This is a genomic window from Maribacter algarum (ex Zhang et al. 2020) (assembly GCF_005885635.1).
Lineage (GTDB): Bacteria > Bacteroidota > Bacteroidia > Flavobacteriales > Flavobacteriaceae > Maribacter_C > Maribacter_C algarum.
Window position 1 is genome coordinate 540,007 of sequence record NZ_VATY01000002.1, and the last position, 25,652, is coordinate 565,658.

A 25,652-nucleotide genomic window follows, 5' to 3' on the forward strand; every position below is an offset into this window, starting at 1 on the left:
GCACTATGCAGATTTTGATTATCAACTCTGGGAGTTCATCCATCAAATTTCAGATCATCGAAATGCCTTCAGAAGAAGTTATCTGTAAAGGTTTGGCGGAGCGTATCGGACTCGAAAATGCGGAGCTGCATTATGAGTTGAAGGGAAAGTCTCATTCCGAAGTAATGGCCTTAACAAACCACGAACAAGGATTACTAGCCATCACGAATATGCTGATGCACCCCGAAATGGGCGTTTTAAAACACCCAGATGAGATTGATGTCGTAGCGCATCGCGTCGTACATGGTGGAAATCGCTTTGACCGGCCTACCAAAATAGATGCGAGTGTTTTGGAAGAAATTGAACGCTTGGCTTCATTGGCGCCGCTGCACAATCCCGCGAATGCGATAGGTATAAAAGTGGCTTCCGCTATTTTTAAAAATGCAAATCAAGTTGCAATTTTTGACACGGCTTTTCACCAAACCATTCCTGAAAAGGCCTACAGATACGCAATGCCTAAAGCCCTTGCAGACGAAAACCATATTCGTGTCTATGGATTTCATGGTACAAGTCACAAATATGTTTCCGAGCAGGCAATTGCCTATCTAAAAAAGCCTGCAAGTAAAATGATTAGCATTCATTTAGGTAATGGCTGCAGTATGACCGCAATCAAAGAGGGTAGGAGCGTAGACCACTCCCTTGGTTTTGGACCTTCCAACGGACTCATTATGGGTACCCGAAGTGGTGATATAGACCAGTCCGTGGTTTTTTATCTGATGGATAGTTTGGGAATGTCATCCAAAGAAGTAAATCAACTATTGCAAAAACAAAGCGGACTTTTGGGCCTTACAGGATATTCCGATTTACGGGAAATCCAAAAAGCAGCAGAAGAAGGTAACAACGATTGCCAACTGGCATTGGCCATGACGTCCTATCGTATCAAGAAATTTATCGGAAGCTATATTGCAGCACTTAATGGGGTAGATGCCTTGGTTTTTACTGCTGGCATTGGTGAAAATTCAAGCGTACTTCGCGCTATGGTTTGTGAAAATATGGAGGCATTGGGCATTCGAATTGATGCTCAAAAGAATGGCCAAAGAACGGCTTCCATATTAGAAATTCAAAAGGACAATTCCGAAGTTAGCATTCTTGTGATTCCTACGAATGAAGAGTTGGAAATTGCCAAGCAGACGTTTAGTTTGATGTCGGTAATCTAGTTTGATACTGAACAAGTAACCTCCTTTCCAAACTCAATACCAGCAGAGTATTTAAATTAGGAATACAGGGTTTGATAGTTGTGCTATTTCGGAAAATTAGCTTAATTTTCATCCTTAAAATAGACACTCCATGAAAAATATTTTCCGCTCTTTATCCTTACTTATTTTAACAGCAGTTTTGTTATCCAGCTGCTCTGGTATGAAATTGGCAAACTCCTATAAATCAGATGATTTCGAGACGCTGAGAAATAAAAAAATGTTAGTCGTTGCCAGAACACCGATGGAAGATGTACGCAAAACTTATGAACTAGATTTAGTAAGTAAATTAAAAGCCAAGGGAGTCAATGCCGTTGCTAGTCATGTTGCATTTCCTGACTTGAAGCGTATTGATAATAAAACCGCCGAACGCATAGCAGAAGTGATTGCCATGTTTAGAAAGGAAGGATTTGATATTCTGACCTTGACTTCCCTTAAAGACGTGCAAGAGCTAGATGTGATGCGAAGAGAAGGAGGATACAGTTCTTTCGATGAATATTACGGAAATAAATACATAACCTTAAGAGGTTATTACGACGATGTTACCGCGCCACCGCGTTTGGGACCTAAAGAAATGGATGAACAGGTTACCATTACCACCGAGACAACCTATGTATTAGAAGCGGTAACTTATAATTTAAGCCTTGAAGAAGAAAAGAGATTATTGTCGGTTAGTACGGCTGAAATTACCAACCCTGATACGGGAAAAGGCGTTCGGAAGGCATTTGCTAAAATTGTGGCAGACGAATTGAAATAATAGAATCCGATATCATCAGATAATAGGGTTCTCCGTTTTACACCATCAAAATTTATACTTAAAAACTGTTCTCGCGTAAATATGTCGCTCTTTGGGCACTACTTTGCCAAAGGTAAAGTAATGCTCGATTCCTAGAGAGAAACGTCTTGAGGAAAAATAGATACTTTGAGTTAATGTAGTGTTTAGTGTACTTAGTCCATCTACGGCATATTCAAAATCACGATTGAAAAGGTTTCCTTGAGCTGTGCCGTCAAAAATGTTTATAGAACTGCTAATCGACGATTGTAAAAAGAGTTCTTTACCAGAAGAAGTTGATAAGATATTATTATCCATTCCAACGGACTCTGATAATTTATTGAACTTCCCAAGTCGAAATCCTACAGTTGGCGTAGCATCAATATAGAGATTTCCTAATCGCGTATTAAACATGCCGTAGACATCAATCCATTTTTGTTCTGGTGTGAAGTCATGGGCATAGCTAAGGTCTATATTCATTACTAGCTGATTCGGCACTTGAAACTGCCATTCTTCAAAAACGGGGTCGTTGGTCACCTTATCATGAAACCAACCTTGAAAATCTCCGGCTAAGGATGCAGGCCCCATAACACCAAGTAATACACCGCTTCTCACAAATGAACGCTCAAAGGCATAGGTGACTTTAAAAGTTGCGAATGACAAACCAGCATAGGGTCTATCAAAGGAAATGTTGTTTTCTTGTATCTCAGTTGGAGTTACCGTTTTATTTGTTGGTGTGTAGCCTTCTAAGCGTAATCCAATTTCAAAAAAGTAAGTTTCCTTTTTAGGAAGATATTTTTGCAAGCCGAGCAATTTTTCTTTTTGAAATTTCAAATTCAAACCAACACCATAACTATAAAAGCGGTCAGAATTTTGCCAAATAACATAAGCGTCATTTGCTGAGGAAAATGAAACCTCTTTAGAATAAGCGTCAGACTTTTGCGCATAAGCTCCAAGCACACTAATCAAGAGAAGCATAGAAAATAAAAGACAGCCACTTGATTTGCTTTGATTCATGCGGTCTTTTTCATAGTTCTATTGATTTAAACCTTAGTAAAAAACTTGATGATTTATTTAAAATACACCAATTGGTTTGAGCTCCTTATAATTAAGAATTACCATTTAAAAGGCTTAAACCCAAAAGCAAATTCAAGATAATCTGCGGCTCCTCCGTCAAGGGTCTTTAGCCCAAATTGTGCAAAGAGCGTTTTATTGATGTTATAGCGAATTGCAGGTCGCATAAAATAGGCGCCTTTTCCTAAATCATCGGTAATATAGGTTCCTAACTGTGCTTTTATGACCATTTTCCAAAAGTTGAAGTCGTAACCAGCGTGGACCCCAATAGCTGATCTGTCTCCGGCTTCTTCAAATTCTTGAAAGGTATTGTCATAGAAGAAATCAATACCGCCTGTTATACCATGAATTTCATTAAAGCGATGTTCATAATCTAGAACTCCCGAAAAAACACCGAATTGTCGGCCTGTTCCACCATCCTCTTTCGTTTGTTTTCCTCCCGCAGCCAACATAATAGAAATTGAATTTTCATTGATTTTAGTCATTTTGGTTTTTTCAGGAGACTTAAAACGAGCCTGAACCAGATTTTTGGTGTATGGGTCATTGTCAACCACTTTTTGGGCTGCGTTATAATTATATTTTACACCAAGATTTATCCCCCATAGGTTTAGACCTAAGTTCGGTTGATAGCTACTCCCATTGCTGAAGTGCGTGAAGTCAAATCCGTAGGTTAAATCCAACTCCCTTGTAAAACGATATTCAAAGCCGAAATCTAAGCCAAAGTAAACTGCTGCTCTTGCTCCAAAGGCATCATTTATGGGGTTCTCTTCGGCATTGTATTCCTGTAAATTATAAGTAATTCCTAAAGAAGGTTCTATACTGAACTTATTCCGCCTGTTCGGATTTCCTATGGGAAAATCTATAAAACCATACACAGCACTTGGGTTTCCAAAAACTTCTGCATTGCCTAAAAATCCTGAATATAAACCAATTCCGTAGGTAGGGTATTTATAATACCCAGCCCAACTTTCTGTATTGCTCGATTGCCATCCAATCTTTACATTGATTGCTCCGTAACCGGCATCTAAAAATCCCGCTTCGCTTAGCGCCGTTCCTGTATATAAGTAACTTCCATAGTTTGATTTTACTTCTATGGAGCGGAATTTATCCGAAGGAGATTGTGACTGACTAAAATAACATGTTAGTAACGTAAGAAGTAAGCAGATCTTTTTCATAGTGTGAAACATAACAAATGATATTCATAATTACCCAAAAACACCTAATAAAAATTTAATAATAAGGGCGTTTGAGATATCAATAAAAAACGCACCAACCAGCGGCACCACAATGAATGCCTTAGGTGATCCACCAAACTTTTTGGTAACTGCCGTCATATTTGCAATTGCAGTAGGTGTTGCTCCTAGCGCCAAGCCCGCATAACCCGCGCTCATGACCGCCGCATCGTAATCTTTGCCCATCACTCGAAAAACAACTACGATTACGAAAATTGAAATCACTACGAGTTGTGCAACTACGATAAGGAGTAATGGTCCCGCCAAATCGGTAAGTGTCCATAATTGAAGACTCATTAGTGACATTGCTAGAAAAAGTCCCAAAGACAAATCAGATGCCATGGCAAGGGCTTTTGATTTTTCAGGTTGCCAATCGAATTTTTTGAAAAAGACAGGAATCAAATTCGTAACGATAATACCCGCAAACAAAGCTGTGACAAAAGAAGGAAGGGAAAGCCCCATCCATGTGAGTAATTCATTAATGGCTATACCTAACCCCGCGGTTGAGAAGATGAAGTATATCATCTGTAAAACATTGTTGTAATTCATCTCAACGTTATCGCCTTTGCCATGACGAACACCTACAGCAACGGGCTTTTCTTCGGTTGGTTTTAACTGGTATCTTTTTATTAAAAATTTGGCAATGGGGCCGCCAATAAATCCCCCTAAAACCAAACCAATGGTTGCGCAGGCGATACCCATTTCCATGGCATTCGAAATGCCAAAGTCATTTTGAAAAGTAGGCACCCAAGCAATGGTAGTGCCGTGACCTCCACTAAAGGAAACCGAACCTCCCAAAACACCTGTTACACTTGGTAAATCGGTAAGATACGCAATACCCACACCCGTAAGATTTTGGATAAAAAGATAACTTACCGCTAACACTAAAAGCAGCACTAATGATTTACCTCCTTTTAATAGGGTTTTTAGTCTTGATGAAAGTCCAATAGTGATAAAAAAGATGATAAGTAGGGCATCTCTTAATTCCAACGCAAAGCTGACCTCAATGCCTGTCGCGGCATATAACATACCAAAAAATATGGAAAAGATAACACCCCCCGTTACCGGTTCAGGAATGTTGTACGCTCTAAAAAAGGAAATTTTCTTGTTGAGATATTTCCCTAAAAATAGAACCAAACAAGCAATGACTATGGTGTCTCTGGGGCCTATTTGCATAAATTATTTGGGAGCTATAATTCCGTCCGTAATCAATTGGTTCACCATTCTTTTGGTAAAACTTTCAGACGCATTTTGCAACGAAGCAGGTTGTAAAAGTGACGATTGTCCTGTCCAGACCATGGTTTCTTTTCCTTTGTGCAAATCACCTTTTACGTTGTAAAGTATGGCTTCAATCAGATATGATTTTTCGGTCGTATAGTACCCTGGCGTATTAAAACTTTGGTATCCTCTAACAATATATTCGCCAACTCTGTAATACGAAGGCACATAAACCGTCTCTCCAGGTTTATATCGGTCCGTTTCTTTTGAATTGATAAGCGCCATGGTAATAACGCCATCCAAATTATTTTTTTTAATGATTTTGATGTAGTCCTCAGCGGTTCTTATTTCTTCAGTTCCACCAGGTGGAAACATCAAGATTCCTTCTACTGCATTTATGCCTTGCTCTTTTAATAAGGCAACTGCATCTTTCTCAAAAGTATTGCGAGCGTTAAGGTCTTTACCTATACCTATTACTGCTATTTTGGAATAGCCTCTATCTTGATAGGTTTCTTTAGTCCAAGTGCTTCCCATTTTAGTAGGACCACAGGCCTGTTGTAGGCTCAGTGTAAACGATATACTTAGAGCTAATACCGTTCGGAAGAATTTCTTTTTCATTTTGTTTTTTTGCAATTTAAGTCGTGAATTGAAGCTTTGCAAGATTAATTCAAATTTTGATTTCATCCCCTTCTCGAGCAAAAAAGCAATTTCTAAATATAGCCTGACATTTCTTTTCTTCTGCCCGAATGAAATCGTCATTATGTTCTGGGTCATGATGGGTCATATATAGTTTTTTGACTCCAGCCAGTTTTGCAACTTCGATAGCTTGTTCCCAACTGCTATGTCCCCAACCTCTATACTTCGGTAACTCTTCGGGGGTATATTGCGCTTCATGAATCAGGACATCAGCATCTTTTGCAAAATCGATTACCTTTTCATCTAAGCTATCTCCATGTTCAATATCAGTACAATAGACAAAGATTTTTCCATTGACCTCTAAACGGTAACCGTGAGCACCTCCGGGGTGCGAATGTGCATTGGATAATAATCTGCCCGTGCTACCATCTTTAAATACTTCTTCATTGGTTTTCTTCAAATGAAATCTAAAGTTTGCACCCATATTATCAAGATTAACAGGGAAATAAGTGCTTTCCATTTGATGTGAGAAAATTGATTTAAGGTTAGTGATATCTAAATCGGCACCCATAGCAATAATATCGATATTTTTAGAAGCATCATAGGCTGGACCAAAAAAGGGAAACCCTTGTATATGATCCCAATGGAAATGAGAAAAGGCCATTACAATTTTATCTTCGGGATTGAAAGCGCGTTGCATTAACTCTTTTCCTAACTTCCGGATACCTGTACCCGCGTCAAAAATTAAAATATCACCTTTTTTACTATCGTCCATGACAGCTACGCAGGTTGTGTTGCCTCCAAATTCCTGAAAACCACTTTCACAAACTGGTATTGACCCTCTAGTGCCGAAGAATTTAATTATCATAATCCAAGTTTTGAATTGAAACCTATAATTAACAAGATAAAAAATTTATGTGGCGATACCATAGTTCTTATTTTCGTAGCATCATTGATTTGACTATTTTTATAGGGTATGCAAATCGATTACTCAAGAATTACTGCTTTCTTAAAGTTCCATTTTTGTTTTTCATTACTGTTGTTTTGCATGTTTGGACTTCAGGCTCAAGACACACCTATCACTAGTGATTCGCTAACAACTCCATTTCGAGAAGGAAGATGGTTGACAGGACTATCTGGTAGCATAAACTCAAATACCAATAAAATAAGCACATCCGAAGAGAAAACTATCACTAATGAATTTGGACTGAACTTTTCCACAGGAAGGTTTATCAAAGACAGATGGCTTTTAGGAGGAAAAATAAATGCGGATAGAGCTAGTTCGGCGGGAAGTGTAGACCGTACCACAGAGTCTTTATTTATTGGGCCATTTGTTTCCCATTATTTGTCGGCCAACAATCGCGGGTCACTATTTACGACCTTATCTACTGGTTATGTCCGTTATCGAGAAGAAACACAGTTGAACACGCTTCTAGCGCCTACTGAAATTTCAGCAGAGGGCGGAGGTTTAGGAGCACTTGTTGGTTTAGGCTACTCGTATGTTATTAAAGACAAAATTGCATTTGATATTGGGTTTAATCTAAACCTCTTTTGGATAGGAGTTGACCAAGAGGAATTACCATCGGGTATGGTGAGTTCTCAAGATTTAACGGTCAGTAATATCGCGTTCACTTTTGGCTTTAATGTTCTTTTAGATGATTTCTTTTTTTGATGAAAAACGTTGATAAAATATGCTTTTTCTTGATGGTATTCCCCATGTTCTTATTTGGTCAAGGAAGGGAAGAAGGTTTCATACAAACTGACACCATTGGTAAACAAAAGAAAATAAAGCTTGTTGCCCTTCCTATAATGTTTTACACACCAGAAACAAAATTCGGCATTGGAGGTGGGGGACAGTTATTTTTACTGAACAACACCAATCAATACAATCAGCGTCTCTCTAATATTTTGTTTAGTGGTATTTATACAACAGCCGGACAAATTATGTTCAATGTAACCCCACAAGTCTATTTAGGAAAAGGAGACTATTTTATAGATGCAGATTATTTGTTTGAAATCTATCCGAATTCTTTTTGGGGTATTGGGCCAGAAACACCTGAGGAAAATCTGGAAAATTACAACCAAACCACGCATAAGCTGAAACTTAGTTTTTTGAAACGATTACCACCAGATTTGAATTTTGGTTTTACGTATAATTTTGCCAATCATCAGGTTACAGAGGTTCAAGAAGATGGCTTGCTTGATTCTGGAACTATTTTAGGTTTTGACCGCACAGTTATCAGTGGCTTGGGAGCTGAATTCAATTTAGATACCAGAAACAATACCTCTTCTCCAACCGACGGACAGCTATTTGAAATTGGCGCACACTTTTCAAGTGAAATTTTAGGCGCAACACATAGTTTTAATAAGTTCACACTCGATTTGAGAAACTATGAACCACTAGGTAAACGAAGCACCTTGGCTACCCAAGTTTATATTGAGAATAATTATGGGGATGTCCCTTTTCAAGGGATGGCATTTTTTGGTGGAAGCAGCAGTGCCAGAGGATATTTCTATGGTCGATTCTTGGATAAGAACATGTACGTTGTACAAGCAGAATATCGATACAGTTTAAAACCGAGATGGAATTTAGCTGCTTTCGGACTAATAGGAAGCGTAGCCGGAGATGCATCAGACCTTTTGAAATTTAATTCTGTAAAACCAGGCTTTGGTGCTGGTGTTCGATTTAAGGTATTAAAAGACCAAAATACCTGGCTTCGATTGGATATCGGTAGTGGAAAAGATGGTCAAAATGGAATTTATTTTGGAGTTAACGAAGCTTTTTAAAAAGATGAATTATGAAAAATACAGTTAAACTTATTTTACTCGCCCTAGTATTGCAATCTGCCTTTAGTGCAAAAGCACAAGAAATAGATATTAATTATGGGTATCAATTCGGCACCAAATTCAGCGGAGATAGTGATTATTTGAGTATTGATGCCGGAAACCAATTAGGGGTCTCGTTCGGATGGTCATTTTCAGACAATACTGTTGCCCAGATTACATATAATCGCCATTCTTCTGCTTTATTGATTTAGGATAGTGATGTAAGTCCTACGGAATCAAAGCTTGCTGATTTAACAGCAAACTGGATTATGCTAACGGGTGTCTATTACTTCTCCGAGGGCAGTATTACTCCATTTGTAGGCGGCGGAGCGGGCTACGCTTTCGTCAATTTTGAGAATGAAAACAGAGCTATAGTTGATGGAGGTATTGATACCGCCACGAGAATTGCTTTTTCTTTGAAAGGTGGCGTAACTTTTTGGCTAGGCGAGCACATGGGTTTAAAGGCGCAGGCTGATTTATTTCTCCCCTTAAACGGCTTTAATTTAGATGCCATCTTCAATGAGGACTATGAAGGATTTAAATCTGCAGAAAATATTAGACCCATATCTCCATATCTTGGGTTAAATGCGGGCGTAGTCTTTAGAATTTGATTCCTCCGAACCAAAATCGAATTGACATACAGTAAGGCATCTAAATAGTTCAATACTTCACCAAATCTTAAAGCGGTACACTTCAATTTTCTTGCAAAAATCAATATCTTTAAAGAAACTGGCTAATCTTTGAAATTGAAACTCAACTTCCTGCCAAAAAAAGATACTCCTCTGCGTTCTTTTGCTGTTTTTGCAATAGCGGCAGTTCTTGGTATTGGCTTTTTTTTGATGAAAGAAGGTGAAGTGGTTTCGTATTTGTCAGACGACCCGCAGGCTTGTGTGAATTGCCATGTAATGACGCCAGTCTATAATAGTTGGATGCATAGTTCACATCGTGAATGGGCCTCTTGTAATGGCTGTCATGTGCCGCAAGATAATGTTGTAAATGCTTATTATTTCAAGGCTATGGATGGTTTATACCATGCCTCGATTTTTACGGCAAGAGCCGAACCTGAAGTCATTTTTATGCGGGAAGGTTCTCAGGAAGTTGTACAAAATAATTGTATTCGCTGCCATGTACAACAAGTGACTCAAACGAAATACGATGGTTTTATAGACAATCATTCAGAAAACAGAACCAGCCGCCAATGTTGGAGTTGTCATAAAGAAATTCCCCATGGTAGAATCCATGGTATGTCAACCATAAAATATAATATAGCCCCTTTACCCACCGACCAAGAAGAAATGGTAATTCCCGCTTGGTTAGAAAAAGAAATGGCATCTAAATAACAATCTTATGAAAAACAAAATTCTGTTTGTCGTAACCCTAGTAGTCGTATTTTTATTAGGCCTGCTCGCCTCAAGTATTATCAATAGAAAGAGCGAGGCAAAGTACCAATATGTACCTCAAGTAGATATTAGTGAGAACGAACCTCGCAATGAGGAATGGGGAAAAAACTACCCTCGCGAGTACCAATCTTTTTTACAAACCTCTGAAACTTCTTTTGCGTCTTATCAAGGCGGTTCAGCCATGCGCGATGTGCTTGAAGAAGACCCTAGATTGGTCTTGTTATTCGCAGGATATGGTTTTTCTAAGGATTACAATCAAGGGCGTGGTCACTTTTATGCCATAGAAGATATTCGAAATACCTTGCGAACAGGTGGCCCGAAAGGACCCGGCGACGGACCCATGCCTGCAACATGCTGGACCTGTAAAAGTCCGGATGTTCCTCGTTTAATGAATGAGAAAGGGATTGCAGAATTTTACGATGGAAAATGGGCTGATAAAGGAGCTGAAATAGTGAATCCGATTGGATGTGCCGATTGTCATGACCCCAACAATATGAAATTACGCATTACACGCCCTGCACTTGTAGAGGCCTTTGATGCGATGGGAAAGGATATTAACAAAGCAACCCATCAAGAAATGCGTTCATTAGTTTGTGCCCAATGCCATGTTGAGTATTATTTTGACAAGAAAAAACCAGGGGCTGAAGGCACACCATACCTAACGTTCCCTTGGAAGAATGGAATGACTGTGGAAGCCATGGAGGAATATTACGATGAAATGGAATTTTCAGATTGGACGCACAAAATTAGCAAAGCACCGATGTTGAAAGCGCAACACCCAGGATATGAAACCTATTTGACAGGTGTGCATGCCGACCGTGGTGTTTCTTGTGCAGATTGCCATATGCCCTATAAAAGCGAAGGGGGTCAGAAGTTTACTGACCACCATTTGCAATCGCCTTTAAACAATGTTGCGAATTCTTGTCAAGTATGCCACAGACAGGAAGCAGATAAATTGCGTGCCAATGTATATGAACGTCAAATGAAAGCCACAGAAAACAGATTGAAATTAGAAGATCTTCTAGTGAAATCTCATATTGAAGCAGGTAAAGCTTGGGAATTAGGCGCTACAGAAGAACAAATGAAAGCGATACTTACCGATATTCGTCATGCGCAATGGCGCTGGGATTATGCAGCTGCTTCTCATGGTGCTTCATTCCATTCTCCTGTGGAAACAGCACGAGTTTTGGGAGGTGGATTGAACATCGTTCAAGAGGCAAGAGTAAAGTTGGCACGCTTGTTGGCGACTTTAGGGTTTAATCAAGAAGTACCAATGCCCGATATTGCTTCTAAAGAAAAGGCCCAGGAGTTCATAGGTTTGGACATGGAAAAACTCATCAAAGAAAAGGAAGAGTTTAAAACCAATTTACTGCCCAAATGGTTAGAGGAAGCCAAAGCCCGGGAGGACAAAATGGATTCCAAAGAAGTAAGCATGAGCAATAAGTAGTCGATTTTAATCCTTTTCTTTTAAGGCTTTTAAGCCGTACACTTTTCATGAAAATATTCTATCGCATTTTTTCCTCACCTGTATTGGCACTCGTTTTATTGTTGGTTTTTGCCATCTCCATGGGTGCGGCCACTTTTATAGAAAACGACTTTGGCACTGCCACAGCGTGGATAAAAGTATATGATTCCAGTTGGTTTGAGTTGGTAATGTTGGGCCTAGGCCTATGTTTTGCTGCCAATATTTATAAATATAAACTTTGGCGCAAGGAAAAGTGGGCCATCCTCCTTTTTCATATTGCTTTTATCGTAATCCTTATTGGTGCAGGTATTACAAGGTATGATTCCTATGGAGGTATCATGCGCATTCGAGAAGGGGCTTCCTCAAATACCATTATTTCGGATAAAAATTATTTACAAGCTCATATATCCAATGGAAAACAAACCAAACATTTGGAAAGGGAACTTTACTTTTCTCCCCTGACTGATAATGATTTTTCCATTCAAACGGATTTGGATGCCACGCCAATTACCATTTCGCATAAGCAATTTGTAGCCGATGCTATCCCCGAAATTGTTGATGATTCAGAAAATGGAGTTCCCTTATTACAATTAGTGGTTACCTCAGGAAATGGCAGGGAAACATTGTTCCTGAAAAAAGGAGAAATTGAAGAAATTGGAAGTCACAAACATAAAATAGGTTTTGAGGCAGCGGGAGAAGATGTTATCAATCTTATAGAAAAAGAGGGTGAATTTCAGATATTCGCGCCGCATCAGCTCAACTTTTTTATTATGGCCGACCAAACTGCGGGTATTATCGAAAGAGACAGCCTGCAACCAATGACATTACGAACACTTTATCGCTCAGGTGACTTGTCTTTTGTACCCTTATCTTTTCATGAATCGGGAAAAATTGACATCATAAGCTCTGCGGAAAAACCAAAGGATAATGATAAAGCAAAAGATGATGCATTGGTATTGAACGTACAGGTAAATGATAAGACCGAAGAAGTAATTTTACTCTATCGTGACGGCTTTTTACCTACTACCCATGAAGTTGACGTTAATGGTATGAACGTAAGTTTATCGTATGGAGCCAAGCCTATTGAGACCCCATTTTCAGTACAGTTGAATGATTTTCAATTGGAACGCTATCCAGGTTCTGAGAGCCCGTCTGCGTATGCAAGCGAGGTAACGGTCTTGGACGCAGATACTAAAATGCCTTTCCGAATTTTCATGAATAACGTTTTGGATTATGGCGGATTTCGATTCTACCAAGCCAGCTATGATACCGACGAAAAAGGAACCGTTTTATCCGTCAACCACGATGTATTGGGTACCAATGTCACCTATCTAGGTTACTTTCTGATGATGATAGGAATGTTCTTTACGCTTTTTGGGAAGAGTTCTCACTTTATGGCCATCAACAAAAAACTCAAAAAATTAAAAACAATAAAAGTGGTTACCACCCTATTCCTGATGGGGGTAATGAGTGCAAGTCTTCAAGCACAACAAGCGAATGATACCATTTCGATTCCTGAATTGGTTGCCCAACAGGTCATAGAGCAACAGCATGCGGCACTCTTTGGCCGTTTGATGGTGCAAGATTTAGATGGTAGAATAAAACCTATCAATACTTTAGCCTCTGAGTTTTTACGCAAAGTCTCACGTAAACCGTATTTCAAATACAAAGGCACTAAAGAAGAAATACGATTGGATGCCAATCAGGTATTCCTTGCTATGCATGTTGCTCCAGGAGCTTGGCAACAGATTCCTATCATAAAAATTGATACAGAGAAGGGCGGAAGTTTTTTCGATGCGCTAAAGATTACCGATGAAGGTTTAATTGCCTTTGATGATTTAATAAATCCTAGTGGCGATTATGTACTTACCAAAGTGGCGGAAGAAGCCAACGCCAAAAAACCGGCGGAGCATAATGAATTCGACAAAGAAGTACTCAAGGTCGATGAGCGCTTCAATATTTTGTTCAATATTTTTTCGGGCAACTATCTAAAGATTTATCCCAACAGTCTTGATGAGAAGGATACTTGGTATAGTTACACCCATCATTTTAAAGATTTTCCTACGGAGGATGCTCGTTTTGTACAGACGATAACTCCTTCTTATTTTAATGATATAGCCACCAAAAAGTGGACTGCGGCGACGGAGAAGCTGTCTTATATCGACACCTATCAAAGCACCTTGGGGAAGGATATCATTCCCAATAGTCAGAGAGTAGAAGCAGAACTGTGGTACAATGAAATGAACCTCAATTTTTGGTTGTTCCAAGTGTTTTTTACTTTAGGATTTGTACTGCTCGTATTAGCCTTGGCCAAAATATTCGTGCAAAAATATTTTATGGATGCCTTATGGAATGTTCTAGTTGTCCTATCCTTAATCAGCTTTCTAGTATTTACAGGAAACATATTGCTGCGTTGGTATGTAGCTCAGCATGCTCCTTGGAGTAATGGTTACGAAATGCTGGTCTTTGTAGCTTGGGTTTTAATGCTCTGTGGATTGATGACCTTTAGAAAATCGGATTTCTCATTGCCTTTGGCAACACTATTCACAGGTTCTCTGCTATTCGTAAGTTATTTGGACTGGTTAAGTCCGGAAATCACAAACTTAATGCCTGTATTGAAATCCTTCTGGTTGAAAGTACATGTCGCGACCATTGTTAGTAGTTATGCTCCTTTGGCCTTATCTGCAGTATTAGGCTTTATGGTTTTGATTCTGATGCTAATTGAAACCAAAAAATCCAAGGAAGCGATTGCGATTCGTATTAAAGAGCTAACCTATATTAACGAAATATCAATGACCATTGGCTTATTCGTGTTGGCCGTTGGTACTTTTCTAGGCGGTATTTGGGCAAATGAATCTTGGGGTCGCTATTGGGCTTGGGACCCTAAAGAAACTTGGGCTTTGATCTCCATAATTGTTTATGCGGTGGTATTACACCTTCGTTTTGTTCCTGCTTTAAAAAGTAGATATACCTTAAATGTTGCCAGCGTTTTTGCTTTCGGGTCTATTATTATGACCTCTTTCGGCGTAAACTATTATTTATCGGGATTACACAGCTATGCGGCAGGAGATCCTGTGCCTGTGCCTAAGTTTATTTATGTTTTAATTGCTGTGGTTGTACTGGTATCAATAGCGGCCTTTTTTAGAGTTCGACAACGAAAGAAAACTATTGATTGATATTAGTTATACCATCCACAAAAGCATCAAGGTCAGCCCCTTCTTGCATCATTTTAATCGACTTATCAGCAATGTACTGCACATTTTGATGTGTAAAGCCCATACCTTTTCCCATACGTTCTAACCATGATTTTTGTTCAGCGCCTGTAATGGAATCATCTTCACATACCAATTGCGTTAAAGTATATAAGTTTTGTAATTTCATTTTATTCGTTGGTATTGTTTCTAAGGGGTAAGATAGGTAGTTTGCCATAATACCTTCATATTCCGAAGTTGACATCCTTAATTTTGTGGAAAGATGGCTTAGAAAACCTTTTTCAGATTCAGTAGCATCACCATCACGCATAGTGATTTTTACAAGTGCTGCAAATTCATTGTGGTATTGATTTTTTTCTTTATCCATAGCGTGTTTCTTATTTCTACTAAAAATAATAAATATCAAATCGTTTTAAAAAGTAAGAACGAAATATTTGACTCTTATGAGTCGTTTTTAGCACTTTTTTGATTGATGAACTTCCCTACCACTACTGTGGTAATCACAACAAGATAGAACTGACCGATTAGGCCGATTAAAATGGAAGCTTTTTGGGCAAGAGGCGTGATTGGCAAAATATCTCCATAACCAATAGTCATCATGGTAATGAAACTAAAATACATGAGTTGCTCCGTAAGGGTATTTGGCAGTGTTTCTTGTTGACTTAACAAGCCGCCCTGAAAAGAATCTGGGTTTGCTATTTCAATACTCATACAAATGAAAAAACCTATCAATCCAAGCGATATAAAACCACTTGCCATACCGTAGATTACTTTTTTATCGACCGTATCCGATTGCCAAACCTGTTTGATAATTTCGTAAGTAACTACCAAATAGAAAGCAAAATAGATTCCGAATTGCATATAACTGGTAAAAAGTGGCATTTCACCACTTGCTTGAGCTATGGCGAAAATAGTACTACTGGCAATCAATAAAATCAAGAAAAACCAGAACAAATCCTTTCGCTTCGATATCAAAATGATACCGGCAATTAGATTTAGCAAAAAGAAGATGGGTCCTATACTTTTTTCAAAAACTTCGCCTCGAATGAACAATGAACCAAATAAGACCGCTATCTGCGTGATAAAGAAAAACTCAAAGCGATATGAATACAGTTTTTTGAACATCTCTTACTCTAATAAGGCTTCGTTAAATTGGTATCCCTTGTAATCGACTTTGTACAATACACTGTAAAAAGCGGGAATAAATAATAAGGTGATCACTGTTCCAAATAAGAGACCAACCATAATAGTTACAGCCATCGGCTCCCACGTTTCACCTCCACCTAAATACAGTGGAATTAAGCCCAATACCGTGGTAAAGGTTGCCAATAATATCGGGCGAAAACGTTGCAAACAAGCTGCGATAATCGCATCTTGCGGTTTACGTTTTATTTCATTTTCTTCTATTTCTATTCGGTCTACCAGTACAATGGCATTGTTAATCACAATACCTGCTAAAGAAATTACACCCAAAAAGGCCATAAATCCGAAAGGAACGTTGAAAATCAATAACCCTAGAACCATACCGATAACACCCAATGGAATGGTACAAACAATCATGGCCATTTTACGGAAGGAGTTGAACTGAATAATTAATAACATGATGATAATAAAAGCGGACAAGGGCAGGTAACTGGCCACCGCGCCCATATTCTCAGCCGTAGTCTCGGCATCTCCTCCTAAATTGTAACTGTACCCCTGACCCCAAGTTGCAGCTTGCTCTTCTAACCAAGGGGTGATTTCTGCCGTAATTGCTGAAGCATTACCATCTGCTGCCAACTCACTTGAAATATTGATGGTTCGCGTTAAATTCAATCGTTTAACACGGGTGTATTGCCATTGAGGAATAATAGAAGCTACTTGTAATAAGGGCACACTTTTTCCAGAACTTTGTGCGTATATATTTAATGTTTCCAGGGATGCCAAAGACTGTTGTTTGCTTTGGTCACTTAACATTACTATGGGAATAGACTTATCGTCCTCTCGGTATTCACCGGTGCTAAAACCATCCAATACGGTCTGCAACGAAGTAGCAATGTCTTGATTGGTCACTCCCGCCAGCTGCGCCTTATTTTGGTCGATATCGATGATGAATTTCTTTCCTTTTGGTCCCCAATCATCTTTTATGTTTTTAGTCCCGGAGATACTGAACAGCCTTGTTTTTATCGTTTCCGAGATTTGAGCCAACGTATTGGGGTCATCTCCTGAAACCTTTATTTCTATGGGCGTTCCACCACCTCCAGAGCCTAAAAGCCTCACTTTAATATCAGCATTCGGAAAGGACGCAAAACTGAAGGAATCCAATTTCCGGACCATTTCATTGTTAACCAAGAAATCGGAAGTATTTATTAGGATGTGCGCATAGTTCGAATTCGCCTCATCGGGATTGTAGCCTAAATCATAAGTTGACGGCCCTTCACCAATATAGGCGGACCAGTCCACCACACCATCAGTTTTATTTTCATTGACCTTAAGCTCCTCGGTCATGAAAGCCTCGATGGTAGCCACCATCTCTTGAGTACGTTCAATTTTGGTGCCTTCGGGAAGGTTGATATCTGCTGTTATCATGTTTCTATCACTATCGGGAAAGAATACGAAAGCCAGTAATCCGAAACCTAAAATGGATAAAAAGAACATTCCTACAATGGCAAAAAGAACGGTTCGTTTCCAGTTAAGGGCAACCAATATCAAATCTTTGTACTTCGATTTTAAACCATTAATCAAACGATCCAAGAAACTTACTTTTCCTTCTTCTTGTTTTTTCACTTTTAGGAAGAACACGCAGAACAGCGTAATGATGCTTAAGGCGATAATCCATGAAGACAATAAGGCTATAGTTATCACCACGAAAATGGGCCCCATAATATCACCCATAACGGATTCGGCCATATAAAAAGACAGGAATGCTGCGGAAGTAGTCAAGGTGGAAATCAATAAGGGGGTAAAGAGCTCGGAGCATGAATCTATGGCTGCTTTTTTGACATCGATACCGTTATCCATTTTTACCATGACCGATTCTGCTACCACAATACCATTGTCCACCATCATTCCTAAGGCCATTATTAAAGCCGCCAAAGTGATTTGATTTAATCCCACATCAATCAAGCCCATTACAAATAGGGTAGTAATGGTAACTATGGGTATTAAACTCGCAATCACCAAGCCTGTTCTCAATCCTAAGAAAAACAACATGACAAATAATACTATGGTAATAGATTGCAGCAGGTTACCGACAAAATCACTGATTTTTGTATCAATATATCCGTCTATGGAGGCCAATCTGTTTGCCTCTAAACCAACAGGTAATTTTCCGCGCCACTCATTCAGTACCACATCAAGTTCTTCTCCTAACTTTATGATGTTTGCTCCTTTTTTGAGGGAAACATGAAGTGATAGTGCATCTTTACCATTGATTCGCACAATCTGGGTGGGTGGATTGATATATCCTTTTCGAACATTGGTAATATCCTTTAAGGGCACGACTTGACCGCCTTCCCCAACAGGAATCAGCATTTCCTCAATATCAGTAACATCATCGAAGTTTCCTGTAGGTTCTAAAATGATACGTTCATCTTCAACGTTGATTTGTCCCCCAGAACTTAAAATATTGGTATTGCTTATTAGATTTTGTAAGCGATTTGAAGTAAGACCATAACTCTTCAGTTTTGTATTATCAAACTCCACGAATACGCGTTCTTCTTGGTCACCGTTGATTTCGACTTTTGCCGCATCTGGTAGCTTGATCAGATCATCCCGCATATCGTCGGCATAGGTTTTCATGTCGGCAAACGAATAGCCATCACTGGTTAGGCCCACAGCAATTCCGAAAACCTCCCCAATACCATCGTCCTTCAGTTGTGGTTGTACACCATTCGGTAAGCCTTGAATACTACTTAATTTTCTTCGAAGCCTATCCCAAACCGCCTGCAATTCTTCGGGCTTTGTTTGCATTACCAATTCCACCTGAACAATCGATAATCCTGTTCTTGAAGTACTGGTCACCTTCTTTAGTTCGGGTAATTCTTGGGCTACTTTTTCAATTTTATCCGTGACTAATTCCTCAACACGTTCAGGACTTGCTCCAGGGAATGAAGAAACAATGGAAGCCACACGAATTGTATAAGGTGGCATGCTATCTCGAGAAAGACCTTGATAACCGACTAGCCCCATGAGCATCACCACGGCAAGGATACTTAAAACGACACGATTGTTATTTATTGAAAACTGTGTAAGATTCATAATTCGATTGGTTAAAGTGGTTATTGTAATCTTACTTTTTGCCCGTCTAAAAGTGTTTGTAATCCGGCTGTAGCAATCTTTTCGCCGCCATTAAGTCCGCTCTTTATCTTAAACCCATTAGAGGTAAGCTCACCAACTTCAATGGTTTGTTTTTTGACCGTACCCGTTTTGCCGTCCTCAGATTCAACAATGAACACGAAATTGCCGTTTCCATCTTCACCAACCGCTTTTACAGGCACTACCAAACTATCATCCGCAGTTTCCTCATCTGTACTAAAATTAAAAGTTACGTTGGCCGCCATACCAGGCTTCACTGCGGTAGTCGGTGTAACAATATCTATTTTTACGGGATAGGTGGATGAATTGGCATCTACCACAGGAGATACTTCCAAAACACTCCCTTTAAAATTTTCTCCTAAAGATGAAAGTGCAATAGCAACCTCCATTTCTGATTGTACTTTATTGATGACATTTTCAGGAAGGCCGACCATAATATTAATTTGTTCTCCAGCATTGAGGACCGCAATAACTTGTCCCGCACTTACATTCGCATTGAGCGAACCAGGTGCGCTTGCGATTGTGCCGTCTTTTGGCGCTTTGATATAGCCATAGCTAATTTGTGATTGTTGAATACTTTTATTCCGTCGTGCGGATTCATATTGGTCCAGAGCACTTTGATAGTTATTCTTGGCAGCTTCGTAATCACTTAAGGATTGACTTCCGCTTTCATAAAGTGACTTTACTCTGTCCATAGCCGATTTGGCCGTTTTCATGGCTGAGTTAGCGCTGTTCAAAGCAGAAACCGACTGTTCGTAAGCCAAATTAGCCTGTACATTATCCAGTTTGGCAATGAGGTCTCCTTTTTTTACTTTTTGACCCACCTTTGCGTTCAATTCCGTAATAATACCATTACTTCTAAAACTCAATTCAATTTCATCGCCGGCTCTGGCAACGCCACTGAAAGAGCGAATTTTCTGGGCGTCTGAAGTACCTACGACCTGATAGTTAACAGGGCGTAATACTTCGGCTTTCTTTTTCTCTTCCTCTTTACAGGAATTAAATGCTACAACTGTTAAAAGGATTAGTATGATGTGACGGAAATATTTCATGGCGGGTATATCGTTTTTTAGTTTCTACTTAAAATAAAAGCCTGGGCTCTTTGTATAAATGCTTGATTTGTATCTTCTGAGTTCAACAAGAAAAAGTATCCAATGGCACGCTCCAATTGCATTGACGCCAATAGATAGTTGTAGTTGGCGTTGGCACTTGCTATTTGCGATTGTAAATAGTTGGTTTGCGCATCAATTAATTGAATCAAGGGAACCGCTCCTTGGCTGTAAGCGTTTTGGGTCAGGTCAAGGCTTTCCTTGGCCGCTTCCTCAGCTATCTTTGAAATCTGAATGTTGGCGATTTCGTTGGTCAAATCCAACACTAGCGCATTTATATTGGTTTCGATATTCAAATCGATATTGCTCTTTTGAATGTTCAACTGGTCTTCTTGAATCTTTGCGGTTTGCTTATTGATGTTTCGTAGGTTTTGATTAAAAATCGGGAGAGATACGTTTAACCCGAAATTGTACACGCCGTCGGGTGCGACCGGAATTCCGGCGGTGGGCGTAGAACCCGCCCCCGATTGGGATAGTGCCAAATTATACTGCCCCTGAAGCGCAACTGTAGGCACGAACCTTCCGGCGGAATTTAATCTGTAGTTACGTTGGGTCGCGGCTAAGTTGTAACCAATATTCTTCAACTCAGGAGCATTGTTCTTTGCTTCTTCTATCAAAAAATCGACGAGATTTGGCCTTAATTTTGGGTTGTCTAAAATATCATAAAAGTCTTGATACTTATAATTGGAAAACAAACCTTCAGAGATGATTGCATCCTCCACATCAATTTCGGTATCTATGGGATTGTTCATTAATTGGTTCACCGTAAAATAGGCTTGGTTTAGTTGGTTGCCTGCCTCAATGAGGGTTTGCATATTCTGCGCCAGTTGACTACGAAAACGAAGCACATCGGATTTGCCAGCTGCACCTGCCTCAAAGTTTTGTTCTGATATTTCGAGGTTTTTTTTGGTAACCTCTAAGTTTTGTGCTTGAATTTGGGCATTGGTTTTTAAAATCAATGCATTGAAATACGCTACCGAACCATTAAGAACCGCGTCTAACTCAGCGGCATTATAGGTCTCTTGTTGCGCTTTCTGTAAATTTTCTTGAATGGTAATTCCGGCAGCGGCTCCCTCCGAATAAATGAGCTGGTTCAAACCAACCGTACCCGAAGTTGAAAATTCGGGATTGGCACCTCCAGAAATTTCGGCAACTCTTGGATCTAGATATACTCCGGTGGCGGATGCTGATACATCAGGCAGAAAATTGCTTTTTGCCGTTTTTACATCCTGGGAGCTCAAATCGATATTTTTACGCTCTGCTTCCAATCCCAAATTGCGACCGATGACCCCGTTCATAATATCTAGTAGGGAATACGCATTTTCGGAAATGAAGTTGTTTTCACCTCCAACAATATCAACAGTACCTAACATACTATACCGCAGTGGGAACTTAATTTCCTTAGCTGTGTTGAAGTTTAGGGAAAGCCTGTTTTTATATTCGAGAAGCATTGGCAACTCAGAGGGATTGGTACCATTCACAATCGATTCCACATCTAAAGCCAAGCGTCTAAAAAATTGGTCGATATTTGATTCCGGTTGGTTAGTGGCGAGAATACCCTTTTCCACGTCTTGTTTTCTATTGGCTGAAAAGGAGGGTAATTGGTTTTCGTTAATTGTTGAGATTAAAGTTTTGAGCGCAGCATCGGATAAAGCGAAACCTCCTGCCAAATAAACTGCATCAATATCGCCGATTACATTTGAAATATCTCCATTTTCAGGAAGGTTAATCAAAGTGTACGTAGCATCTTTGTCGGCAAAATAGGTGTCAAAAAGTTCCTTTATGGGCAAAGCTTCAGGAAGGTAATCATCGACTAGAATCCCCACTTTTTTGTATTCATACAGGGAATTAAAAGCATCTAAATCCTTAGAATACGAAAGGGGAGCAATGATATAGGCGATATTGTTAATTCCAGAAGTCTTTTGGTCTTCAGGTAAATCGATGAAATCACTATTCACCGAACCGAAAACAATGACTGGTTTCGCGTAGGTCTTTTGTTGGTAAAGTGCAATATTATTGATGACTCCAAATGCGAGGATGATATCGACATCACTTGCTTCCAATGCCAGGTAGTTTGCCTTTGCGGTATCTAAATCGAAGTTGTTTTCGACAGGGTCTTTAAAGACGACCTTAGCATCTTGCCCAACTACAGCGGTAATTTCATTTTGCAGCTTTTCAAGCAAGGGAGCATTCTCAACGGATGCTTCATCGGCAAGAATGCCTATAGTTACGGTTTTCGAGCGTTGCGCAAAAGAAATTGCAGTTCCTAAGAGGAAAAGTAGTAGTATGAATTGTTTTCTCATGTTCTTAAGTTATTTCCAACCTTTTCTTTCATAAACACCTTTTAAAATCTTGTCATAGGTGTCTAAGTAAACAGCATATTGTTTTTCATCTAAAATCGCTTTGATTTCAGCATGTTGTTTTTGTACAAGAGCATCAAATTTAGAACGAACTTCTTCAGGGGTATAGCCCTTATCTTTCTTTTCAAGGCGAGTCATTTTAAAAGTATGGTATAGTATGATGTTGTAATATTCCTCTCTATCTTCTCCTTTGAGGCCCATGGCGGTAGCCCTGTTATAAAACCATATCTGCATACTATCTTTCTCTTTGCTGATAAAGAGATTTTCAGACTCCTTCTGTTCCTCAGGGGTTTGAGCATACGCGAATTCAGAGGAAGCCAATGAAACTGATGCGAAAATAAAAAGGAGGGATAGGAATTTCATTTTTTGAATTTAGGGATTTAAATAAGTGCTAAATATAGGGAAATGTATAGGAATTTGTTTTGATATTTTAAGTACAATCATATTTACTTATAGAAATTGGAAATGTACTTTATAGCTCGAATGAGTAACAGAAGAATGGACTGTATAATGAGTCAATTCTAGACAAATCATCGTCATAATGACCTCGATTTGTTAAATTATTGTTAAAAAGGGGCAGTTTCGGGGTCAGTGGTTTTCTAGCACCAATTGAACCCTCAAAAACTGGGTATTTTTCGAAATTTGGATAGTTCCTCTTTACTCCGCTTAGAGCAAAGCTCGATTTCTGAATGGAAATCGGGCTTTTTCTTTTTACACTGTCAAAAGTGTGCTTCTGTAAAGATGTAAAAAGAAAAAGCCCAGAAATCACCTAAGCGATACCGAGCTTCATTGTAAGAAGGGCAGAATGTAGGGAACACCGAAGGTAATCCTTCTTTCTCTGCAAAAAGCCCTGTAAACTTAATGTTTACAGGGCTTAGATTTTTAAAGTCTTTATAAATCCTTTTTTAAAAAGCTGGATCGGGTCGTCCTTTCAACCTTTTTTCAATTTTCTTCTTTTTTACCGTTAAAAGCTTCATTAAGTCCATAATATCGGTATCCTTAGTAGTCTTATAAACTTCGTTTAAAGCTAGTATCAATCGTTTTGCTTCTCTGGAAGCAGTAACCCTGTCACTTGTAGACATATTACTCATTTTTGCCTTCTCAAATTCCAGCGCTTCATTTATTAATTCCATAATTTGTTTATTATTGGTCGCAATTTACTTTAACAAAATGTTATTTTCAAGTGTATTTGATTGATTATGATAATTTTAATATTGTTTATGTTGATAACTTGTCGTAATAAGAACATATTTTCATCGATAAACGGCACTATAACAATCATCACAGGTTGATTCTAAAACCCAATTTCCTGAAAGGAAATCAAGCTTTTTCATTTGAACATCTTATTTTTACCGAATGGAAGAATGGTACCACTATGTACTTCTCATTGCCACAGGTTTTTCAGTCGGTTTCATTAATACCGTCGCCGGCGGTGGTTCATTACTTTCCTTACCCGTTTTGATATTTTTAGGATTGCCATCTAGTGTTGCCAATGGTACAAATCGGGTAGCAATTGTTATTCAAACAGCTATTGGAACCGCAGGTTTTAAAAGTAAAGGGGTATCTACTGCACCATTCAATATCTATTTGGGTATTTCAGCTTTGCTAGGGGCCATTATCGGTGCTCAAATAGCGGTTGATATAAAGGGGGAAACCTTCAATCGGATTCTTGCCATAATAATGATTATTGTGGTACTAATTATCATCTTTAAGCCAAAGATGAAATTGGTGGAAATGCAAGAACGGCTTACGGGGAAGTATTTGTGGATTGACATCATCGCGTTTTTTTTCTTCGGAATTTACGGGGGATTTATCAATGCAGGATTAGGCTTTATAATTATACTATTTTTGCACTATGTCAATCGAATGACCCTAGTCCGTTCTAATGCGACCAAAGTTGCGGTGGTTTTCATTTACACCTTATCGGCTTTGGCCGTCTTTATATTGAATGACAAAGTAAATTGGACCGTAGGTTTGATACTGGCAATAGGCAATGGAACAGGAGCATGGTTGGCAAGCAGGATTTCTGTTAACAAAGGGGATGGATTCATTAAAACCTTCATTGTAGTGATGGTGGTGGCACTTTCCATTAAACTTTGGTTTTTTAAATAATTTAGTTAATGTCATTCCTGTACGTGGGAATTTATATAAAACAATGAATAAGCCAATAGAGCAATTAGAATGGCGATATGCCGTAAAGAAATTTGATTCGGAGAGACTGCTCTCAGAAGAAAAAATGAATATCCTGAAAAAAGCATTTAACCTTACAGCTACTTCCTACGGATTGCAGCCTATAACCCTTGTAGTAATTCAAAATAAAGAACTGCAAAAAAAATTAGTTTCGCATTCTTTTGACCAACCCCAGGTGGCGCAAGCTTCGCATATCCTGTTGATTTGTATTGAAAATGAAGTGAACTCCGAATACATATCAAATTATTTCAAACTGGTAAAAAAGGTAAGAGGCACAAGCGATGATATTTTGAACCCTTTTAAGAAAGCTATGGTTGATAACTTTTCCAAAAAGCAAATCCAAGAAATAAAAGATTGGTCAAAAAATCAAGCCTATTTGGCTATGGGAAATCTACTGACTATATGTGCTATGGAGGAAATAGATTCTTGTCCCATGGAAGGTTTTGAACCAGAAGCTTATGACCGCTTACTAGATTTAAACTCGAAGGGCTTGACATCTGTATTAGCGATGCCAGTCGGGTATCGTGCGGATGATGATGTGTTTTCAACCTTTAAAAAAGTGAGAAAGGACATGGCTGAAAGTATCATCGAAATTCAATAGAAAAACCATTTCCCTTTAATCTTTAACCT

Annotated in this window: 23 protein-coding genes; 11 read left to right on the forward strand and 12 right to left on the reverse strand. The window is 39.0% G+C overall.

The features are described from left to right. Window positions 1-5: 5 nt before the first annotated feature. Both FEE95_RS11250 and FEE95_RS11255 read left to right on the forward strand, forming a co-directional pair. A complete protein-coding gene (locus FEE95_RS11250; RefSeq protein WP_138658040.1) occupies window positions 6-1,196 on the forward strand; it encodes an acetate/propionate family kinase in 1,191 nt (396 codons plus the stop codon). Window positions 1,197-1,326: 130 nt separating this feature from the next. Then, complete coding sequence (locus FEE95_RS11255) at window positions 1,327-1,989, forward strand: hypothetical protein (RefSeq protein WP_138658041.1); 663 nt, start codon at window positions 1,327-1,329, stop codon at window positions 1,987-1,989. A 45-nt stretch (window positions 1,990-2,034) separates the two neighbouring features. Here FEE95_RS11255 and FEE95_RS11260 read toward each other — a convergent pair whose 3' ends face one another. From FEE95_RS11260 to FEE95_RS11280, 5 genes are all read right to left on the reverse strand, one after another. Beyond that, the gene (locus FEE95_RS11260; RefSeq protein ID WP_138658042.1) at window positions 2,035-3,021 is read right to left on the reverse strand and encodes a lipid A-modifier LpxR family protein; all 987 of its coding nucleotides are present in this window, start codon (window positions 3,019-3,021) and stop codon (window positions 2,035-2,037) included. 98 nt (window positions 3,022-3,119) lie between these two features. Continuing rightward, window positions 3,120-4,253, reverse strand: a complete 1,134-nt coding sequence (locus FEE95_RS11265) for an acyloxyacyl hydrolase (RefSeq protein WP_171037034.1) — start codon at window positions 4,251-4,253, stop codon at window positions 3,120-3,122. Window positions 4,254-4,283: 30 nt separating this feature from the next. Beyond that, window positions 4,284-5,486 (reverse strand): sodium/glutamate symporter, encoded by a 1,203-nt coding sequence (gene gltS / locus FEE95_RS11270; protein ID WP_138658044.1) that lies wholly within the window; start codon window positions 5,484-5,486, stop codon window positions 4,284-4,286. 3 nt (window positions 5,487-5,489) lie between these two features. Then, a complete protein-coding gene (locus FEE95_RS11275) occupies window positions 5,490-6,146 on the reverse strand; it encodes a hypothetical protein (RefSeq protein WP_138658045.1) in 657 nt (218 codons plus the stop codon). Window positions 6,147-6,195: 49 nt separating this feature from the next. Then, window positions 6,196-7,032, reverse strand: a complete 837-nt coding sequence (locus FEE95_RS11280) for an MBL fold metallo-hydrolase (RefSeq protein WP_138658046.1) — start codon at window positions 7,030-7,032, stop codon at window positions 6,196-6,198. Between the two features lie 180 nt (window positions 7,033-7,212). Here FEE95_RS11280 and FEE95_RS11285 point away from each other — a divergent pair, with 180 nt between their 5' ends. The 7 genes from FEE95_RS11285 (at window position 7,213) to FEE95_RS11315 (ending at window position 15,031) form a co-directional block, all read left to right on the forward strand. Beyond that, window positions 7,213-7,836 (forward strand): hypothetical protein, encoded by a 624-nt coding sequence (locus FEE95_RS11285; protein ID WP_138658047.1) that lies wholly within the window; start codon window positions 7,213-7,215, stop codon window positions 7,834-7,836. Between the two features lie 32 nt (window positions 7,837-7,868). Then, complete coding sequence (locus tag FEE95_RS11290) at window positions 7,869-8,951, forward strand: BamA/TamA family outer membrane protein (protein ID WP_238474579.1); 1,083 nt, start codon at window positions 7,869-7,871, stop codon at window positions 8,949-8,951. An 11-nt stretch (window positions 8,952-8,962) separates the two neighbouring features. Beyond that, on the forward strand, window positions 8,963-9,202 hold the full coding sequence (locus FEE95_RS11295; protein ID WP_138658049.1) for a hypothetical protein: 240 nt from the start codon (window positions 8,963-8,965) through the stop codon (window positions 9,200-9,202). A 57-nt stretch (window positions 9,203-9,259) separates the two neighbouring features. Then, window positions 9,260-9,601, forward strand: a complete 342-nt coding sequence (locus FEE95_RS11300; RefSeq protein WP_138658050.1) for a hypothetical protein — start codon at window positions 9,260-9,262, stop codon at window positions 9,599-9,601. 129 nt (window positions 9,602-9,730) lie between these two features. Next, window positions 9,731-10,330, forward strand: coding sequence for a cytochrome c nitrite reductase small subunit (gene nrfH, locus FEE95_RS11305; RefSeq protein ID WP_138658051.1), 600 nt, complete (start codon window positions 9,731-9,733; stop codon window positions 10,328-10,330). A 7-nt stretch (window positions 10,331-10,337) separates the two neighbouring features. Next, entirely contained in the window at window positions 10,338-11,837 is a 1,500-nt protein-coding gene (gene nrfA / locus FEE95_RS11310; RefSeq protein ID WP_138658052.1) for an ammonia-forming cytochrome c nitrite reductase, read from the forward strand. A gap of 47 nt (window positions 11,838-11,884) precedes the next feature. Next, window positions 11,885-15,031, forward strand: coding sequence for a cytochrome c biogenesis protein (locus tag FEE95_RS11315; protein WP_238474561.1), 3,147 nt, complete (start codon window positions 11,885-11,887; stop codon window positions 15,029-15,031). Here the strand turns inward: FEE95_RS11315 and FEE95_RS11320 are convergent. From FEE95_RS11320 to FEE95_RS11350, 7 genes are all read right to left on the reverse strand, one after another. Continuing rightward, window positions 15,021-15,434 (reverse strand): hypothetical protein, encoded by a 414-nt coding sequence (locus FEE95_RS11320; RefSeq protein ID WP_138658053.1) that lies wholly within the window; start codon window positions 15,432-15,434, stop codon window positions 15,021-15,023. The genes FEE95_RS11315 and FEE95_RS11320 overlap by 11 nt on opposite strands. A gap of 74 nt (window positions 15,435-15,508) precedes the next feature. Continuing rightward, window positions 15,509-16,192: a potassium channel family protein gene (locus FEE95_RS11325; protein WP_138658054.1), complete on the reverse strand. Its 684-nt coding sequence runs from the start codon at window positions 16,190-16,192 to the stop codon at window positions 15,509-15,511. A gap of 3 nt (window positions 16,193-16,195) precedes the next feature. Continuing rightward, entirely contained in the window at window positions 16,196-19,306 is a 3,111-nt protein-coding gene (locus tag FEE95_RS11330) for an efflux RND transporter permease subunit (RefSeq protein WP_138658055.1), read from the reverse strand. Window positions 19,307-19,326: 20 nt separating this feature from the next. Further along, entirely contained in the window at window positions 19,327-20,415 is a 1,089-nt protein-coding gene (locus FEE95_RS11335; protein ID WP_138658056.1) for an efflux RND transporter periplasmic adaptor subunit, read from the reverse strand. A 17-nt stretch (window positions 20,416-20,432) separates the two neighbouring features. Continuing rightward, window positions 20,433-22,775 (reverse strand): TolC family protein, encoded by a 2,343-nt coding sequence (locus FEE95_RS11340; RefSeq protein ID WP_138658057.1) that lies wholly within the window; start codon window positions 22,773-22,775, stop codon window positions 20,433-20,435. Between the two features lie 9 nt (window positions 22,776-22,784). Beyond that, window positions 22,785-23,195, reverse strand: coding sequence for a hypothetical protein (locus FEE95_RS11345; RefSeq protein WP_138658058.1), 411 nt, complete (start codon window positions 23,193-23,195; stop codon window positions 22,785-22,787). A gap of 542 nt (window positions 23,196-23,737) precedes the next feature. After that, entirely contained in the window at window positions 23,738-23,965 is a 228-nt protein-coding gene (locus tag FEE95_RS11350) for a hypothetical protein (protein ID WP_138658059.1), read from the reverse strand. A 223-nt stretch (window positions 23,966-24,188) separates the two neighbouring features. Here FEE95_RS11350 and FEE95_RS11355 point away from each other — a divergent pair, with 223 nt between their 5' ends. Continuing rightward, on the forward strand, window positions 24,189-24,944 hold the full coding sequence (locus FEE95_RS11355; RefSeq protein WP_138658060.1) for a sulfite exporter TauE/SafE family protein: 756 nt from the start codon (window positions 24,189-24,191) through the stop codon (window positions 24,942-24,944). Between the two features lie 43 nt (window positions 24,945-24,987). Beyond that, window positions 24,988-25,623 (forward strand): NAD(P)H-dependent oxidoreductase, encoded by a 636-nt coding sequence (locus tag FEE95_RS11360; protein WP_138658061.1) that lies wholly within the window; start codon window positions 24,988-24,990, stop codon window positions 25,621-25,623. Window positions 25,624-25,652: the final 29 nt, after the last annotated feature.

What these genes read in the sequence shown, in the direction of transcription:
- FEE95_RS11360 (WP_138658061.1), top strand. Translation starts at nt 24,988, where the DNA reads ATGAATAAGCCAATAGAGCAATTAGAATGGCGATATGCCGTAAAGAAA.
- FEE95_RS11340 (WP_138658057.1), bottom strand. Translation starts at nt 22,775, where the DNA reads ATGAGAAAACAATTCATACTACTACTTTTCCTCTTAGGAACTGCAATT.
- gltS (WP_138658044.1), bottom strand. Translation starts at nt 5,486, where the DNA reads ATGCAAATAGGCCCCAGAGACACCATAGTCATTGCTTGTTTGGTTCTA.
- FEE95_RS11350 (WP_138658059.1), bottom strand. Translation starts at nt 23,965, where the DNA reads ATGGAATTAATAAATGAAGCGCTGGAATTTGAGAAGGCAAAAATGAGT.
- FEE95_RS11330 (WP_138658055.1), bottom strand. Translation starts at nt 19,306, where the DNA reads ATGAATCTTACACAGTTTTCAATAAATAACAATCGTGTCGTTTTAAGT.
- FEE95_RS11320 (WP_138658053.1), bottom strand. Translation starts at nt 15,434, where the DNA reads ATGGATAAAGAAAAAAATCAATACCACAATGAATTTGCAGCACTTGTA.
- FEE95_RS11255 (WP_138658041.1), top strand. Translation starts at nt 1,327, where the DNA reads ATGAAAAATATTTTCCGCTCTTTATCCTTACTTATTTTAACAGCAGTT.
- FEE95_RS11295 (WP_138658049.1), top strand. Translation starts at nt 8,963, where the DNA reads ATGAAAAATACAGTTAAACTTATTTTACTCGCCCTAGTATTGCAATCT.
- FEE95_RS11325 (WP_138658054.1), bottom strand. Translation starts at nt 16,192, where the DNA reads ATGTTCAAAAAACTGTATTCATATCGCTTTGAGTTTTTCTTTATCACG.
- FEE95_RS11300 (WP_138658050.1), top strand. Translation starts at nt 9,260, where the DNA reads ATGCTAACGGGTGTCTATTACTTCTCCGAGGGCAGTATTACTCCATTT.
- FEE95_RS11280 (WP_138658046.1), bottom strand. Translation starts at nt 7,032, where the DNA reads ATGATAATTAAATTCTTCGGCACTAGAGGGTCAATACCAGTTTGTGAA.
- FEE95_RS11355 (WP_138658060.1), top strand. Translation starts at nt 24,189, where the DNA reads ATGGAAGAATGGTACCACTATGTACTTCTCATTGCCACAGGTTTTTCA.
- FEE95_RS11250 (WP_138658040.1), top strand. Translation starts at nt 6, where the DNA reads ATGCAGATTTTGATTATCAACTCTGGGAGTTCATCCATCAAATTTCAG.
- FEE95_RS11275 (WP_138658045.1), bottom strand. Translation starts at nt 6,146, where the DNA reads ATGAAAAAGAAATTCTTCCGAACGGTATTAGCTCTAAGTATATCGTTT.
- FEE95_RS11345 (WP_138658058.1), bottom strand. Translation starts at nt 23,195, where the DNA reads ATGAAATTCCTATCCCTCCTTTTTATTTTCGCATCAGTTTCATTGGCT.
- FEE95_RS11315 (WP_238474561.1), top strand. Translation starts at nt 11,885, where the DNA reads ATGAAAATATTCTATCGCATTTTTTCCTCACCTGTATTGGCACTCGTT.
- FEE95_RS11290 (WP_238474579.1), top strand. Translation starts at nt 7,869, where the DNA reads ATGGTATTCCCCATGTTCTTATTTGGTCAAGGAAGGGAAGAAGGTTTC.
- FEE95_RS11335 (WP_138658056.1), bottom strand. Translation starts at nt 20,415, where the DNA reads ATGAAATATTTCCGTCACATCATACTAATCCTTTTAACAGTTGTAGCA.
- FEE95_RS11260 (WP_138658042.1), bottom strand. Translation starts at nt 3,021, where the DNA reads ATGAATCAAAGCAAATCAAGTGGCTGTCTTTTATTTTCTATGCTTCTC.
- FEE95_RS11265 (WP_171037034.1), bottom strand. Translation starts at nt 4,253, where the DNA reads ATGAAAAAGATCTGCTTACTTCTTACGTTACTAACATGTTATTTTAGT.
- nrfA (WP_138658052.1), top strand. Translation starts at nt 10,338, where the DNA reads ATGAAAAACAAAATTCTGTTTGTCGTAACCCTAGTAGTCGTATTTTTA.
- FEE95_RS11285 (WP_138658047.1), top strand. Translation starts at nt 7,213, where the DNA reads ATGTTTGGACTTCAGGCTCAAGACACACCTATCACTAGTGATTCGCTA.